Annotated in this window: 9 protein-coding genes; 7 read left to right on the top strand and 2 right to left on the bottom strand. The window is 54.8% G+C overall.

What is annotated here, in order from left to right; genetic code table 11:
• Positions 1-20: 20 nt before the first annotated feature.
• Both AC5DDB_RS25145 and AC5DDB_RS25150 read right to left on the bottom strand, forming a co-directional pair.
• Positions 21-2,072 carry an SGNH/GDSL hydrolase family protein gene (locus AC5DDB_RS25145; RefSeq protein WP_491742515.1) on the bottom strand — a complete coding sequence of 684 codons (2,052 nt, stop codon included), beginning with the start codon at positions 2,070-2,072 and terminating at the stop codon, positions 21-23.
• A 123-nt stretch (positions 2,073-2,195) separates the two neighbouring features.
• Positions 2,196-4,706, bottom strand: coding sequence for an FAD-dependent oxidoreductase (locus AC5DDB_RS25150; RefSeq protein WP_491742516.1), 2,511 nt, complete (start codon positions 4,704-4,706; stop codon positions 2,196-2,198).
• Between the two features lie 453 nt (positions 4,707-5,159).
• Here AC5DDB_RS25150 and AC5DDB_RS25155 point away from each other — a divergent pair, with 453 nt between their 5' ends.
• From AC5DDB_RS25155 to AC5DDB_RS25185, 7 genes are all read left to right on the top strand, one after another.
• The gene (locus AC5DDB_RS25155) at positions 5,160-5,672 is read left to right on the top strand and encodes a chemotaxis protein CheW (protein ID WP_491742517.1); all 513 of its coding nucleotides are present in this window, start codon (positions 5,160-5,162) and stop codon (positions 5,670-5,672) included.
• 61 nt (positions 5,673-5,733) lie between these two features.
• Positions 5,734-7,152 carry a CheR family methyltransferase gene (locus AC5DDB_RS25160; protein WP_491742518.1) on the top strand — a complete coding sequence of 473 codons (1,419 nt, stop codon included), beginning with the start codon at positions 5,734-5,736 and terminating at the stop codon, positions 7,150-7,152.
• A gap of 12 nt (positions 7,153-7,164) precedes the next feature.
• A complete protein-coding gene (locus tag AC5DDB_RS25165) occupies positions 7,165-7,809 on the top strand; it encodes a chemotaxis protein CheW (protein ID WP_491742519.1) in 645 nt (214 codons plus the stop codon).
• 43 nt (positions 7,810-7,852) lie between these two features.
• The gene (locus AC5DDB_RS25170; protein ID WP_491742520.1) at positions 7,853-9,478 is read left to right on the top strand and encodes a methyl-accepting chemotaxis protein; all 1,626 of its coding nucleotides are present in this window, start codon (positions 7,853-7,855) and stop codon (positions 9,476-9,478) included.
• A 74-nt stretch (positions 9,479-9,552) separates the two neighbouring features.
• Entirely contained in the window at positions 9,553-12,144 is a 2,592-nt protein-coding gene (locus tag AC5DDB_RS25175) for a hybrid sensor histidine kinase/response regulator (RefSeq protein WP_491742521.1), read from the top strand.
• Between the two features lie 42 nt (positions 12,145-12,186).
• A complete protein-coding gene (cheB, locus tag AC5DDB_RS25180) occupies positions 12,187-13,230 on the top strand; it encodes a chemotaxis-specific protein-glutamate methyltransferase CheB (RefSeq protein ID WP_491742522.1) in 1,044 nt (347 codons plus the stop codon).
• A 46-nt stretch (positions 13,231-13,276) separates the two neighbouring features.
• Entirely contained in the window at positions 13,277-16,204 is a 2,928-nt protein-coding gene (locus AC5DDB_RS25185) for a response regulator (RefSeq protein WP_491742523.1), read from the top strand.
• Positions 16,205-16,210 lie beyond the last annotated feature (6 nt).

Consider the following 16,210-nt stretch of genomic DNA (forward strand, 5'->3'; position numbering starts at 1 on the left):
CGAAATAACACTGATGGTCGTTAGTTAATCGTGTTCTCGGACGTGGTTGCGTTCTCTGTGTGAAGAACTCGGAAATAGACTTCCCGGACCGCTTGGAAGTTCAACCAGTTGCGAAGTGCATAGCCGCTGTTCTTGAGGTTGTCCGCGGAATAGATATTCGTCTCGCCGCCAGTCGGATGGACGCCGTCTCCCGAAATAAGCGTGCCTTGCCACAAATCCTTGGGCTGACGCTCGAAAATCTCCGCATGGTAGTCGACCAACGGAACATGATAAGTCTTCGCGACATCCTTAATGATTCGGTTGATCTCGCGAACACTTTTCTCATGGTTCCGACGCGGTGGAATCGTGTTGAGAATTGGGACGCAGTGAGCCGCAAGACACTTCTCGATGACTTGCTCCAGGTCTGCCTCATACGATTTCGGCACGTTACCGCTAGCAATATCATTGGTGCCAACCATGATGATCGCCAATTCCGGCTTTTGATTCTTCAGAACCTCGTCGATAACGCCAAGTACATTTTTGACCGTCCAGCCGGAATAGTTGCCGTGTTTGGGGCCTTTATCTCGGCTACCCTGAATTACATCTCGCCATCGTTTTCCAGCGGGTGTTTTCGGGAAACCATCATCCTTCACAAGATACTGCTGTGGTTCGTCCCAGCCGATGGGCGTCCAAAACGCCATACTGTAAGTGATCGAGTCACCGAATTGTGCAACATATCCCGGTTGACCTTGAAAACCGTCGTGGACTTTCCGCATCGGTTGGACCCAATCCGGTTCAGTCGCTGAGTCGGGTTGAGTCGTCGTGTCTTTTTCCTGTTTTGTCTCGACGAGCTGATTCAAAGCGAATTCATCAGCCCCGATGTCCGGCGAGTCAAGACGCGGTTGGTTGTCGATGTCATGCGAGACGAGTGGAAGCCGGGCGGCGGCGTTGACCACGTTTTCGACAGATTCAATCAAATGCAAATTCCCCGCGTCAGCGTCAACAAACGATTGCGTGAGAGTTTCGGCAGCATAATTCGATCGGGATTCAACCGCATCTTCGCTAGTGATTAGTACCTCAGCACCACTCAGGAGATTGTTTTCGACGGTCAGGCCTTGGTTGACGTTCTGAACCCAAATCAATCGCCCGAAACGGCTATCGGGTTCATGAACCGTGTTGTGCAGAATCTGACAGTTCTTGGTGTAACAGGCTAAAATGCCTGTCTCGGGACAGCGTGTAATGAAATTGTTTCGCACTACGCAATTGATCGCATGCATCCAGTTGCCGACTCGCGATGGGTTGCCTAGTGCAATACCAACATCACAACCAATAATTACGTTACGTTCGATGACGCAGTCCCGGCCTTCTTCCGAAATGTAGACACATGCCCGACCTTCGCGGGTGCGTCCTTGAATACCCACAAACACGTTGTCACTAATGGTCCAACCCTGGGTGTTCTTGACATCGATCCCTCCGATGTAGTTTCCGTTATAAGTTTCTGGGGTGTCGGTGGGATCGTCTTCAAAGCGTTTCGGTCGATCGTTATAGAACAAGCAGAACTGCACCCGGCAATCGTGAGGATATTTCTCGGCTTGGTCCGGCGGAATGTGCGAGGCTTTGACGCCACGCTGCCAAATGTTGTGAATCACGCAGTTATAAATCCGAGCCCGCTGGGCTCCCAGTTCCGAGGCGATTTTGAAGCCGTTCCACTTGATGTTCTGGATCGTTAAGTCGGCGACCGTAATATCTTCACCGCTGATCAGCACCAACTCGCCATGTCGGCTGTTCCGACCGTCTAAAATCACATTGCTCCGATTTCCTGAACGGCTGCGGAGTGTCAAGTTATTCGTTGCCAACGTGAGCACCGAAGGCATCTCGTAATGCCCGTCGGCGAGCAAAATCGTACCTCCCGGTTGGACGGCGTCGGCTGCTGCAAACAGTTCTTGGACATTCGTCGCCAGTATGGTCTCACCAGCCGGAGCTGGCAGCGCCGGCGCTTGAGGAATCCAGCTATGGTCGGGCTGAGTCGCCAATGCGATATGACACCCGAGAAACACATACGCGAATCCAAAGATCGTCCCAAGGTTTTTCACGGGTAACATTTCCTCCGAGCGAGTTGTTTGTGTGGCAATGAGTTCAAAAACTAGGGTGTCGAATTCGATCAACTCATCGGGAACATTGACATAGAGATCCCGAGGCGATGTTTCTTACGGTTTCTATTTTCGTGATTCTAGCATTCGTCGAACGCGTTCTTGTTCCTTCTTCAGAGCTTCACCTGTCACCGGTAACGGTACGAAATTGGGATCGGCGGTGACTGGTTCTTCCGCGGGGATCTCACGCCATCGCAGATTGCGAAACCAAACATCTTGCCCGTGGTCCTGTAACCACAACTTGCCGCCACGCGCGTCGAGTTCCGCACCACGAATCTTGAGGAGTTTGACCATCTCCGCCCATTTGGGGTCTGTATAGTCGAAGGACAACACACGCTCGCCATTCACCCAATGCTCGATAACCGTTCCTTTGCATTTGACCCGTCCGGTGTTCCATTGGCCGTAGGGTTTAGTCGCGTCTTTTGAGGGGGCCATGCAGAAAAAGAGCGAGCCGGCGGCCTGTCGCGGGTTCTCGCCATAGGGGCTGTGAACGTTATCTAGAATCTGATACTCATACTGAGCTGGTCGATAATAGACGCCGGAGTTGCATCCCTTAGAGACTTTCCATTCGAATCGCAAATCGAAGTCATCAGGCACAAGCGCTTTGGTGTAGGTGAGCGACCCGCCTTCACGCACTCTGGCAAAAGCCCCCTGCTCTATTTTCCAATTTCCGTTATGTTCCCAGCCGGCAAAAGATTTGCCGTCGAATAGGGACACGAACCCTTGGGCCGCTTCCTTCGCCGAGAGATTCTTCGAGGCTGCGAACACTTTGCGAATCCAGTCGCCGCGTGTGGTTGTTGAGGTGGGAACGCTCAAGTGATTCTCTTTCGCCAAAGCAGTCCATCGTTTTCTTAGCTCGTCATCCAATGGCAGGTCGAGTCGAGCGGCATGACCAGGAAACGCTTCGAAATATTGGCTGGCGATGTGTTTGCCCCGCATGCCAGGTTTCGCGGGAGCGGGTTCAATGCCGTGCAGGCCACCGAGTCCCGCCCACCATTGCACTGCAGTGAAGTCGGGATGATCTGGCAGTACGTCGCTGACATGGATCGTTGCACCACCATCAGACCAGATCCGTTTTTGTAAGGATTCGACGTCGACCTGCTGAACGGGGGCGTTCGCTTCGAGGGCCATGTCGGCCGCATGTCCGGCGGCTCCCCCAAGTGACATCCAGATGGGTTCCAGACGAATAGCGCAGAAGCCAACATGACTCGCACTGCAAGCTGTCGGAACGAGCAAGTTCCGTAACTTTGCCGGTACGATGACACCATAGGGAATTTGATAAGGCGCCACACCCTTGTAGAACTCACCTGTGTGTCGGCCGCCGATCATGGGGCCTTTGTGGTCGGTGCCATGACAGTTATGACTGTACTCGCCCACCGCGATCGAGTCCGAATGCAACCGGGATCTTGCATCGTTCGGGACGTACTCCGTGTCGGCTTCGGTGTAGATGTGCAGTCCCACCATTCGGCGGGCTTCACGGACATAGATCTGTGGCGGGATGTGATCCGTGTCTGCAAACTCATCGCGACATAATCCCCATGTCGCGGCCTCTTTCCGAAATGGCTCCGGCAATGCGGGATCGGTCTGGACGAAATGAATCAGACCGAGTTGCCAATCGAGATGATCCTTTTCGATCCGGCGACGGGTGGCGATATCGCCTTCGGGATAGTCCTGATTACGACCAGGCAGCGATAACCGAACTAACCCTTTGGAAACGTCATTGATGTCCCGTTTGCCATTGGGAAGAGCCGGCAGGTGAGCCTTGAGGACAAACGGACTGCCCGGGTACCCGAATGCCGAGCGGAACTTGTCGGCTTTGACCAACGGAACCAACGCGGCATAGTCCTCCAGGTTGTAGCTTGTGGGAACTGGGACCGGAACACGGTTCTTCGGATCCTGCGTCATACAGAGTCGATAATTATACCCCTGGACCTGATTGTCGGCTTCTTCAGGGGCGAGTAATTCGTTGTATTCGGACCGTGCTTCTCGTCCCACACGGTACGGCACACCGGCCGCCGCGAGCAGATCGCCTTCGTAACTCGCATCAATCACAAACCGGGGCGTGATCGTAACGGAATCACCACCCCGACGTGACACGGTCACTCTGGTAACAGATTCATCTTCGACTGTTACACCGACGAGCCGACTCTGTGTGAGAACTTTGATCGTCGGCTTCTCCGCGAGCATTTGTTTGAAAACCAGCAGGTTGACTGATGGCTCGCCATGCGTTCCTCGCCAGCAGTCCCGAACCTGCTCGGAGTCGCTGCCATAAGTCGACTCGTAATACTTCTGGACACGTTGGCTGAACTGAAGAAATGGACCGTGAAGCGCTTCGAAGCTATGAAAGTCTGAGTGCGAAAGACCATTCGTCATCATGCCGCCGATCCTGTTGGTCGGTTCGATCAACAGGACACTGCGTTGTCCGTCCGCAACAGATAACGCAGCGGCAATACCAGCCGGTGTCGCGCCATAGATAACGACATCGGAAGTGACCGGCTCATCGCCTTTCGCAAAGGCTGGCACCGACACCGACAAGATGAGGAAAACAATATACAAGCTCTTTCGATTCGTTCGCATAACTTTCTTTCAGGTCTTTTCCGCGTTCGCAGCGTTTCGCGTCAGAGTTGGTCGACCGTCGTTACCGACCGTCGCCCGCTGAAGGGCGAATAGCAACGTAATGTTCTCTTCGGAAGAATGGAACTGTATTCGACGGTCTCCCGATTGGAATGTGAACCGCTGCCCGGTTTGTCCGCGTGCTTTTGTTCGATAACAGGTTCCACCTGCAACAGCGGATCCCTTCCAGAGTTTCGTCGACACTGTTGCCAGCCGAAGCCGACTGATTCACGAGGACATGAGTGTGTCGAACGCACATGGTCGGGACTTATGAAAAGCCGGCATCAGCGGTCTTTGCGGTTTCATTCAGAATCTTGGCAATCTTTCTACTTGTGCGGTGACAGGCTTTGGTAAACTGGTACACACCTATCTAACAGCGTCACTTCTACTGACTGTTCTTCTGAAATTGGTTCTCGAATGGAAGCTACTGCATCCAAGCCAAAACTCGGTGCGTTGGTGTGGATGCGAATTGCAGACCAGGCCTACGCAATTCCGGTGACTGATGTCCGAGAGATTCTGCCGTTGCCCGAGTTAATTGCCGTTCCGGCCGGTCCGAACCTACTGGCGGGATTTCTGAATCTCGGCGGACGTCTTGTCCCCGTTGTGCAACTGAGCCGATTACTCGATTTGCCTGACCAAGAGCCGGATCTGTGGACGCCGTTGCTGCTCGTCTGCATGGAGCATCAACGGATGGCTCTGATGGTGGACCGTGTCACACGAATTGTGCAGCCAGACGATTACGTGTTGCGTCCGTTGCCGCCTGATCACGTCTTCAACGATTGTACCACGGACTTGGTGGAAGCCGACGGTCAGACCGCTCTGCTGTTGGCCATCGATCGTTTGTTGCTCGCGAAGGAGACGGAAACTCTCGCCGATCTGACGAAACGCGAGGAAAACCGTTTGCAGCAACTTGCTGGGCAGCCGCCTTGAGTGAAACAGCAAATCGACAACGGCCCCGGTATCATCCAGGCGTTATTGGACCGGAAACCCTATGTCTCTCGTGTGTTCCGCTGTAGTCAACGATTCAGAATTTCCTCGACTGAAAGCGTATCTCATCGAGGCGACTGGGCTTTCGTACTATGCCGAGAAAAACGCGGAGTTGGCCAGTCGGATTGCCGAACGCTGGCCGGTGGTGCAGGTTGATAACTGCCGGCAATACTTGCAGCGTTTGCAGGATCCCCAAACCGGCCCGGCCGAGTTGGATCAGTTGGTCGAATTATTGACGATCGGCGAAACGTATTTCTTTCGGCATACAGAGTTGTTCGATGCCCTGCGCGACGTCGTTCTGCCAGATGTCATTCAGAACAACTCCTGGCAACGCCGTTTGCGTATTTGGAGTGCGGGATGCTCAACCGGGGCTGAAGCTTACTCGATCTCGATCATGTTGCAGCGGGAGTTTGCATCGCAGTTGACGGATTGGGATGTGGAGATTCTAGGCACGGATATCAACCGCCGATTTCTCGCCGAGGCTCATGCGGGACGCTACGGTGAATGGGCATTCCGATCCACACCCGAGTCGCTGCGTCGCGAGTGCTTTCTGCCCAGCGATGGAAAATGGTGCATCGCCCCAGCCTATCGACGGGGGGTATCGTTTCGCTTCCACAATTTGGTGCAGCATCCGTTCCCGTCATTGCCTCATGGCTTGATCGCGTTTGATGTGATTCTCTGTCGGAATGTCACGATTTATTTCGATCACGCGATTGTGATGCGGTTGGTCAAACAATTCCACGAAACGCTTGCTCCCACAGGATGGTTACTGGTCGGACATTCCGAACCGAACGTCGAGTTGTACGACGCGTTCGAAACGGTCAATACTGGTGGGGCGGTGTTGTATCGTAAAGAGCGTATCGAAGATTTCCCCCAGGCGAATGCAACGCCAATCGCGTGGACACCTCCCGAAGTCGAACCGACGCATATTCCACCAGTTGCATCTGCGATACAAGATGTGACGCGTGCGACTGTTCAAGACGAACCGCCGCCCGACGATCCTAAAGACGAGTTGTCGCGGGTTTGTGAATTCGCAGATCAGGGCCTGCTCGTGCCGGCGTTGCAGTTATGTGAAACATTGCTGCCGAAGCGGCGTCTCGATCCGGTGACGCATTTCCATCACGGACTGATTTTGGAACAACTCGACCGAATCGAAGAGGCGGAACGGGCGTTGCGACGTGCGTTGTATCTCGACCGAAATCATCTGGCGGCTCATTACCATTTGGCATTGCTGTTGCAAAGACACGGTCGTTTGGCAGAGGCAAAGCGAGCGTTCCATAACACCCTGGACTTGCTGACCGGCCAACCCGATCACCAACCGATCTCCGAGACCGATGGTCTGACCGCAGCGGACTTGATGACGCTGGTTCATTTACAGCTAGGAGACGATACGACAAGGACCAGCGAACAACCAACCAACTAGAATCGACAGCTCATGAAAAGATCAGCAGACCCAAGTCAGCAGTTTAATTGGCAAACATTGCACTCTCGTCTCGAACAAACACGGCTCAGCAGCGAGCGTACCTCGGATGCTGCGGAGGTCCGTCGAAAACGTATTCTGAAGCAGCGGGCGGCGGAACTGGCAGGTCGCACGGAGACGCAGTCGGAAACCGGCGATCAACTCAGAGTGCTCACGTTCTCACTGTCGTCTGGTCAATACGCTTTTCCTCTGGCGGACATCGTGGAAGTGCGACTGCAAGGGAAAATTACGTCCGTGCCCGGCGGCCCCCCTGCTCTGTTAGGGGTCGCAATGTTACGCCGCGAAATCGGTTCCGTGATCGATATGGCTCACTTACTTGATCAACCTGCTGCGGGACCGAAAGAGACTTCGGCGGCAGACAAAGAGGAATCAGACGAGACGGGCATTATTCTGATTGTCCGTTCTGGCAGCGTCGATGTCGGCTTCCGCGTTAATGCGGTCGACTCGATCGTTACGATTCGTCCAGACGACCTACAGGATGTGAAAGCAGAAGTTCCGTCAATCCAGTTTTTGCGAGGAGTATTGCCGCAACGGTTCGCGGTTTTAGACACGGAGGCTTTGTTCGGACATTCGCTGTTTCAATCGGACGATGCCGCATGACCACGCGTGATGCCGATTTCCTTTTGTGTTAAAGGGTTCCAATATGCCTGCATCCTCGTCGACTCGACTGCTGGACCGTCTTAGTGTGGGCTGGAAAATTTCGCTCATTCCACTGTTGTTTTTACTCGCAACGGGCGGATTACTCGCATACACAATCACGACGGCTGAAGATCAAATGCGAGATGCCGTGACAATCGACGTCGCTGGAAAGCAGCGATCCTTGGTCCGTTCGTATCTGAGCCAAGTGCTATTGGAAGCCCGGGGGGCCGACGCCGATCCGGCTGCGATTGCCGAGCATTTACTCACCTCGCAGACGGTTCTTTTGGATGGAGGGAGCAAACAGTTCCTCAATTCCGGCGAAACGGTGACGGTCGAGGCTGCCCCCACAACGGCTATTCGGCAGATGCTGTTGGAGACCACCAAAGCAATTCAAACACTCCGGACGTCTGGCGAAGAATTTCTCGCATTGCCAGCGGACGATCCGAATGCGGACGCGGTTTTGCAACGTCTCGTCGAGAATGCGGACGCGGTCGAACGCGAAGCGAACAAAGTCGTCAAAGCTTATTCCGAGTACTCTCAGGAAAAAATCGCACGGATGATTCGCTGGGAACTTGTGTTGGCTTTGAGTGTGGCGGTGGTGGGCGGGTTGATCAGTTGGTGGATCGCACGGGGAATTGTGGGGCCGTTGGGACGCGTCGTCGAGTCGGCTCAACAAATTGCTGAAGGCGACCTCACAGGACGACCGTTGGCGATGTCCGGGAATGGGGAAGTGGGGCGGTTGGCGAACGTCTTCGACCGGATGATGGCCGTGCTGAAAGACGTCACCCAGCAGATTCGTTCCGCAACGGAAGACGTCAATTCTGCGTCGGCGGAGATTCTCGCATCCACGCAACAGCAAGCCGCTGGAACCAAAGAGCAAGCTGCCACCGTGCAAGAAATTACCAGCACCATGCAGGAAATCTCTCGGTCAGGGCGGCAGATCATCGAGAAGGCCAAAGAAATCAGCACATCGGCTGAAGCCAGTGCGACAGCAAGCCAGTCCGGGATTCAAGCGGTGCGTGCGACCACTCGGACAATGGAAGCCATTCGCGAGCAAGTCGAAGAGGTTGCGGAGAACATTGTATCCCTCAGCGAGAAAACTCAGGCGGTGGGCGAAATCATCGCAACCGTCAATGACATTGCCGAGCAATCGAACTTATTGGCCCTCAATGCCAGCATCGAAGCCGCAGACGCCGGTGCGGATGGCAACCGGTTCTCCGTTGTGGCCAGCGAAATGAAGCAGCTGGCTGATCAGGCGAAAGAGTGCACCGTCCAAGTGCGGACGATTTTGGGCGACATTCAAAAGGGGATTAACACTTCAGTCATGTTGACAGAGGAGGCCGTCAAACGCGTTGAGTCCGGTCGACATCAAGCCGACACGAGTGAGCAGACCATTCATGAGATGAACTCCACGACAGAGAGCAGCGTGTCGGCATTTGAGCAGATCATCGCGGCGGCGAATCAGCAGCAGATCGGTTTCGAGCAGGTCACGCAAGGCATGCAAGATATCCGCCAAGCAGCCGAACAAACCGCACAGGGGACGTCACAATTGGAAGCCGCCGTCGCAAATTTGGGGGCGATGAGTAGCCAACTTCGGAGTACGGTCGGTCGGTATCGCATGGATTCCTAGTTCTGAAGAAGCAAAGAAATCACGGTTGACCATTCGCATTGGACACTGGTCTCCAAAACAGATTCGAGTATGTCATGGACATTGAGCAACGCATACTATCGGCGTTTCAAACCGAGCACCGGGAACATTTGGAGAGCATCCGCACGCTGTTGGCTGATCCCAGTTTTGGGCAACCGGAACATGCTACCGCGCTCGATGAAGCCTATCGTATGGCTCACACCCTCAAGGGCGGAGCGCGAATCTGCGATTTGCAACCGATCGAATCGTTGGGCCACCAACTGGAAGCGGTTTTCGAGCAGGTGCGAGCCGGGGAACTGGATTTCGAAGATGCCACTCGGGCCGTCGTTCGCCAAACACTCGATGCGATCGAAGACTGGATGTTAGCGCTCGCGGAACAACGATCGTTGCCGGATTTGCAGGCAACACACGCAGCGCTCGGCGAACTGCTATCCGACCAACCGACTAACGAACCAGACTTGCCACCAGCGGAAACGCCAAGTCTTCAGACGCGTTTGCAGGCCGCGTTTCAACATGAGCATCAGACGTATTTGCAGCAATTGGAAGAGTTCCACGCGGAGTGGCAAGCCGGTGATGCGATTGGTCATGAGGATCTCGAGGAAGCCTACCGTCTTGCACATAGTCTCAGGGCTGCGGCTCAGATGGTGGAAGCCGAAACGGTCGAGCAATCTGCCCAGGAACTGGAATCTCTTTTGTTCCGTCTACGAAGCGGTGAGGTGGACCTATCAGAAAACGCGGTCGCAACCGTCGGCAAATTGCTACAAACCACGCAAGCCAAAGCAGAGACATGGACGCAAACGCACAACACGCCAGAGGGCTCAGAAGAAACGCCGACCGAACTCATCGAATCAACCGACACCCCTGCTGACAATGCGAAAGCAACTGTCCCCGAAGCCACACGAATGCTAGACACCATACGCGTCAGCACCTTGGGACTTGATCGGTTGTTGGAATCGTCGGGTCGTTTGCTCGCTGAAGGTTTTCGACAGAATGCGGTGTTCCAAGAATGGAAGGTGTTGTCAGCTCAAATCAGCGAGTGGGAACGCGAGTGGCAAACCGTCCGTCATTTCGCGACGTCAGAATTGCACGATCTGACGGCTACGCCGCGTTTTCGGCGGATCGTCCGTTACCTTGACTATGCCGAGCGGCAACTGACGGGGATCGCGAAACAGGCTCGCCAAGCCCGTGTCGCGCATGCCCGGGGCTCGTGGCGATTAACGCAACTCGGTCGGCAGATGGAAACCGATGTGCGGGAAGCCCGTATGGTACCCGCCGAATCTGTGTTTCAGGGCTTCCGCAAACTCGTTCGCGATTTAGCCCAGCAATCGGGCAAGGAAATCGAGTTCGTGTGCGATGGCTTAGATCGGCAAGCGGATCGGGTCGTTTTGCAAGGGCTCAAAGATCCGCTGATGCACGTCCTGCGGAACGCTGTCGTTCATGGCATCCAGTCGCCCGCGGAACGCGAACGAAATGGTCAGCCGAGGTGTGGATCAATTCGGTTGTCTGTGGAAACGGTTGGAAATCGTCTGACGATTACGGTCTCGGACGACGGGCTTGGTCTGGATTTATCCGCGATTCGACAACAAGCCGTGGAACAAAACATTATTGCGGAGCGAGACGCCGCCCAACGCTCACCCGACGAGTTGGCCCGGTTGATCTTTCAGCCGGGGTTTTCGACGTCGACCGCGGTAACCGAACTTTCGGGGCGAGGTATGGGACTGAGCGTCGTGCAAGAGGCCGTTCGCCGCATGCAAGGGGAAATCGATGTGCCGATGCAAGCCCCGGGCACAACAATCGTGCTCCAAGTCCCATTATCGATATCGAGCCAACATGTATTGCTCGTCGCAGCATGTGAGCAAACATTTGCGTTGCCGATTCATTGCATCCGTCGACTCTTGCGTGTGCCGATCGCGAAGGTGGAGATGTTGGAGGGCCATCCGTTTTTGCATTTCGAAAGTCAGCCCGTGCAGGTTGTGAGTCTGGCGCATCTCTTGGGGATCGCGGGGCCGAATATTCAGGCACGCAGCGATTACGTTTACTTGGCGGTGTTGAAAGGCGGTACCGGGGCGATCGCTGTCGCGGTCGACGGATTTCTACGAGAACGCGACGCAGTCATCGAAGACCTCACTGGACCAGCGGCCCGCGTGCAGACATTCTCCGGCGCGGTGTCGCTCGAAGACGAATCGATTGCGTTGGTTATCGATCCGTCTGCATTGCTTCGTCGATTGAACCCGGCACGTGCGGTTGCCACGGTCCAACGCACTGCCCCGCCGCCGGAAAAACGCCGTCCCACCGTGTTGATCGTCGACGACTCGTTCACGACTCGTACCCTGGAAAAGAGCATTCTAGAAACGCACGGCTATGAAGTTCGCGTCGCGGTCAACGGTTCGGACGCGTTGAACCAACTGCGAAGTAAGCCAGTGGACCTCGTGATCTCCGACGTGCAAATGCCTCATCTGGATGGCTTTCAATTACTGGCGGAGATCAAACACGATGAAAAGTTGAGAAAAACCCCGGTGATTTTGGTCACGTCGCTCGATCGTCGTCAGGATCAAGAACGCGGTTTGGAACTGGGAGCCGATGCTTACATCATCAAGCGGAAATTCGATCACCAAGATTTGTTGGCGACGATCCGGCAGATCATTTGAAATGGGTCTTCGAAGAAGCGTTGTTTGTGAAAAGGGGCCGTTGTGACCGTTCAACCGATTCGCGTCATGATTGTCGAGGATTCCGGGGTGATCCGCGAATTCTTGGAATACCTGATTGCTCAGGATCGGCGGTTGCATGTTGCAGCGTCTGTGGCGAGCGGTGAGGAAGCACTCGCAAGGCTCGACCGAGTTGCCCCAGATGTGATTTCGATGGATATTCGTTTGCCGGGTATCGACGGATTCGAAACGACAAAACGCATCATGGCCCAGCGTCCGACCCCGATTGTGGTGGTGTCCGCAAGTGTCGAAGCTGAGGATTTGCAAATTTCCATCAATGCTTTGCGAGCCGGGGCGTTGTCGGTCGTCGAGAAACCGGTTGGTGTGCGTCATCAGGACTATGAGACACTGGCGAAACGGTTATGTACGCAGCTGGTCATCATGAGCCAAGTGCAAGTGATCCGACAACGTACTCCCACACGCGACGGGACCTCGCCTTCGCTTCCTACGCGGAGAAAACCACACTCGCTACATGGGATCGGGATCGTGGCATCGACCGGCGGTCCGAACGCTCTGCAAAAAGTCCTTGGCAAATTGCCATCAACTTTTCCGATTCCGATTTTTCTGGTGCAGCACATAACGGCTGCGTTTCTTTCGGGATTTGTTCGCTGGTTAAACGATCAATGTTTGATGGAGGTGGTCGAAGCGGAATTTGGGCAAGTGCCGCAGCCAGGAACCATCTATGTCGCTCCGGCTGATCGGCATTTGGAAGTGCATCAATCTGGATTGTGGTTGACGGCCGGTGACTTGGTGTGTCAGCAACGCCCATCAGGCACGGTGTTGCTGCAATCGCTCGCTGAGTGTTACCGCGAGTCGGCGTGCGGTGTGGTGTTGACCGGCATGGGCAGCGACGGCGCGGACGGCATGTTGGCCATCAGGCAAGCCGGTGGTTATACGCTTGCGGAAGACGAATCGACTGCGGTTGTCTATGGAATGCCGGATGCCGCCGTACGAATGGGGTGTGTAGACGAGGTGCTTCCTCAGCCAGAAATCGGACCCCGGTTGATTGAATTGGCGAGAATCCCATGAAATGCGTACGCACTGACACAACCTTCCCTCCGTCGGAGATTATCTGATGGAATCTGTTCCTACTCCGCGAGACACTCATCTGCTGCTTGTCGAGGATTCCGCTACTCAGGCGATTAAACTTTCGGATGTGTTGGAGAAAGCCGGTTGGTCGGTGGCGTGGGCGGCGACGGCGGATCGGGCACTCGAAGAAGTCAACTGTCATACGCCCGATCTTATCCTGATGGATTATTATCTTCCCGGTATGCGAGGGGATGAGTTATGTCGGCGTTTACGAATGCAAATCGAAACCCGCGACATTCCAATTATCATGCTAACCGCCGACGACAACCACGGAGCCGAGTTGCATGGACTCGAAAGCGGCGCGGATGATTTTGTAACCAAGTCGGCGGACACGGATGTTTTACTGGTTCGCATTCGCACGCTGCTCAGTCAGGCCGGTCCACGATCCGCGATTCTACACCGTGAGGAATCGTCTATTCGCCGAGCGCGAATATTAGCCATCGACGACAGCCTGACGTTTCTGGAACATCTCACCGAACAGCTCGAAAAAGATGGCTACCACGTTGAAACGTCGGGCACGGGAATCGAAGGGCTGGCACGCTTGCTGGCCGAGCCGTTCGACTGTGTGCTCGTGGATCTCGTGATGCCGGAGATGGATGGAATCGAAGTTTGTCGTCGCATTGATCAGCAACGGAAGACCATGGAGATTCCACTCGGCGTGCTGATGCTAACTGCACGCGAAAACAAAGACGATCTGACACGTGCATTGGAAGCCGGAGCCGATGATTTCGTTGGCAAATCCAGCGACTTGGCAGTTCTCAAAGGTCGGATTCGGGCTCTGTTGCGGCGGAAGTTTTTCCAAGAAGAAAACCGACGGATTCTGGAGGAATTGAAGGCGAAGGAATTGGAAGCAATTCGGGCTCGCACGGAGATGGAAGCCGCCGAGCAACGGGCCGCAATGGCGGACGAGCTTCGCGAAACCACAGAGGAATTGCGTCGTTATCAGACGCAGCTTCAAGTAGCCAAGGAAGCCGCCGAGAACGCTAACCGTGCCAAGAGTGATTTCCTCGCTAACATGAGTCACGAGATTCGCACACCGATGAACGGCATCATCGGCATGACAGAATTGTTGCTCAACACGCAACTCTCGCCGGAGCAGCTCGAGTATCTGAATATGGTCAAGCAGTCGGCTGACGCTCTGCTTCGGTTGCTGAACGACATCCTCGATTTTTCGAAAATCGAAGCCGGCAAACTCGAACTGGAATCGATCCCATTCAGTCTCCGCGAGTGTCTCGGCAACACCATGCAAACGCTTGCAATGCGGGCAGCAGACAAGGGCTTGGAACTGGCGTTCGACGCGCCCGCCGATGTGCCGGATGCCTTGATCGGCGATCCTGGTCGATTGCGGCAAATCGCAATGAACCTTGCCGGCAACTCGATCAAATTCACCGAGGTCGGCGAAGTCGTTGTCGCTGTGCAGTCGGAGAAACTCACCGACGAGGAAGTCTGCCTGCACTTTTCCGTTCGAGATACCGGAATCGGCATTCCGCCCGAGAAACAAAAGGTGATTTTTGATGCCTTCGGACAAGCCGATAGTTCGATGTCACGTCGATACGGCGGGACCGGGTTGGGGCTAGCCATTTCCATGCAACTCGTCTCGCTGATGTCCGGCCGCATCTGGGTCGAAAGTGAAGTCGGTGTGGGCACGACGTTTCACTTCACCGCCGTCTTCCAATTGCAAAGCGAGACCACGCCGACGCGAAAATCCGAGCCGTCGTCTTTGCAAAACTTGCGTGTGTTGGTGGTGGATGACAACCAAACGAACCGTCGCATTCTGCAGGAGAATCTCAAGAATTGGCACATGCAACCGGTACTTGCCGACGGTGGCCCCGCCGCACTCCAACTCGTCGACGAAGCCATCGGGAATGGCAGGCGATTCGACCTAGTTCTTCTGGATGGCATGATGCCCGAGATCGACGGCATCGGTGTGGCGACTGAACTTCGTCGTCGATCGGAGCTAGACGACTGTCGGATCATCATGCTTTCGTCCGCCGGACGCCCCGATGATATGGCGCTGTGTCATGACTTAGGCATCGCACGGTGTCTGACTAAACCTGTGAAGCAATCCGATTTACTAGATGCAATCGTCGATGTCTGCAGTGAAAATGCACCGGCGAAACGTGCGTCAGTCAAGTCCACGGAGAGTCCGGCAGATCATGGAAAATCCCTGCGGATTTTGCTCGCTGAAGACGGGCTGATCAATCAACGAGTTGCTACAGGGTTTCTGGAATCCCGCGGGCATCGGGTGCGAGTTGCGAACAACGGTCGGGAGGCGGTGGAAGCATGGCGGGAGGAACAATTTGACGTCATTTTGATGGACGTACAAATGCCAGAGATGGACGGTTTTGAAGCGACGAGCCAAATCCGTCGACAAGAAACCGAACTGGGGACACATCAACGGATCGTTGCGATGACAGCCAACGCCATGAAAGGCGATCGGGAACGTTGCATTGAAGCCGGCATGGACGATTATGTCTCCAAGCCGTTCCAAGCGGATGAACTATTTGCGGCCATCAATGCCTGTGTACCGGCTACAGAAGAGTCATCAATCGACGACGACCAAGAGGCAATGGACTGGGATCAGGCTCTGAATCGATTGGAAGGCGATTTGGAGTTGATGTTGACGCTTGCGGATCTCTTTCCCACCGAAGCCCCCAAGCTGTTGGATCAGTTACGCGAGGCCCTGCAAAAATCCGATACCGAGTCACTTCGGCGAGCTGCCCACACACTCAAGAGTTCGTGCGATTTGTTCGAAGGGCGAGCAGCAGTTACGGCGGCTTGGAAAATCGAAACGGCTGCGCACGCTGGATGTCTTTCGGATGCCGCTGACGGAGTGCCCGAATTAGAACGGCAAATTGACCGTCTCGTTGCGGCCGTGAAAACGCGTGTCGCTCAAGAGCGAAACAATTGTTGACTCCGC

The sequence above is a fragment of the Thalassoroseus sp. genome (assembly GCF_984380535.1).

Excerpts from the sequence above, each read along its gene's own strand:
- AC5DDB_RS25155 (WP_491742517.1), top strand. The coding sequence starts at position 5,160 with ATGGAAGCTACTGCATCCAAGCCAAAACTCGGTGCGTTGGTGTGGATG.
- AC5DDB_RS25175 (WP_491742521.1), top strand. The coding sequence starts at position 9,553 with ATGGACATTGAGCAACGCATACTATCGGCGTTTCAAACCGAGCACCGG.
- AC5DDB_RS25170 (WP_491742520.1), top strand. The coding sequence starts at position 7,853 with ATGCCTGCATCCTCGTCGACTCGACTGCTGGACCGTCTTAGTGTGGGC.
- AC5DDB_RS25185 (WP_491742523.1), top strand. The coding sequence starts at position 13,277 with ATGGAATCTGTTCCTACTCCGCGAGACACTCATCTGCTGCTTGTCGAG.
- AC5DDB_RS25160 (WP_491742518.1), top strand. The coding sequence starts at position 5,734 with ATGTCTCTCGTGTGTTCCGCTGTAGTCAACGATTCAGAATTTCCTCGA.
- AC5DDB_RS25165 (WP_491742519.1), top strand. The coding sequence starts at position 7,165 with ATGAAAAGATCAGCAGACCCAAGTCAGCAGTTTAATTGGCAAACATTG.
- AC5DDB_RS25150 (WP_491742516.1), bottom strand. The coding sequence starts at position 4,706 with ATGCGAACGAATCGAAAGAGCTTGTATATTGTTTTCCTCATCTTGTCG.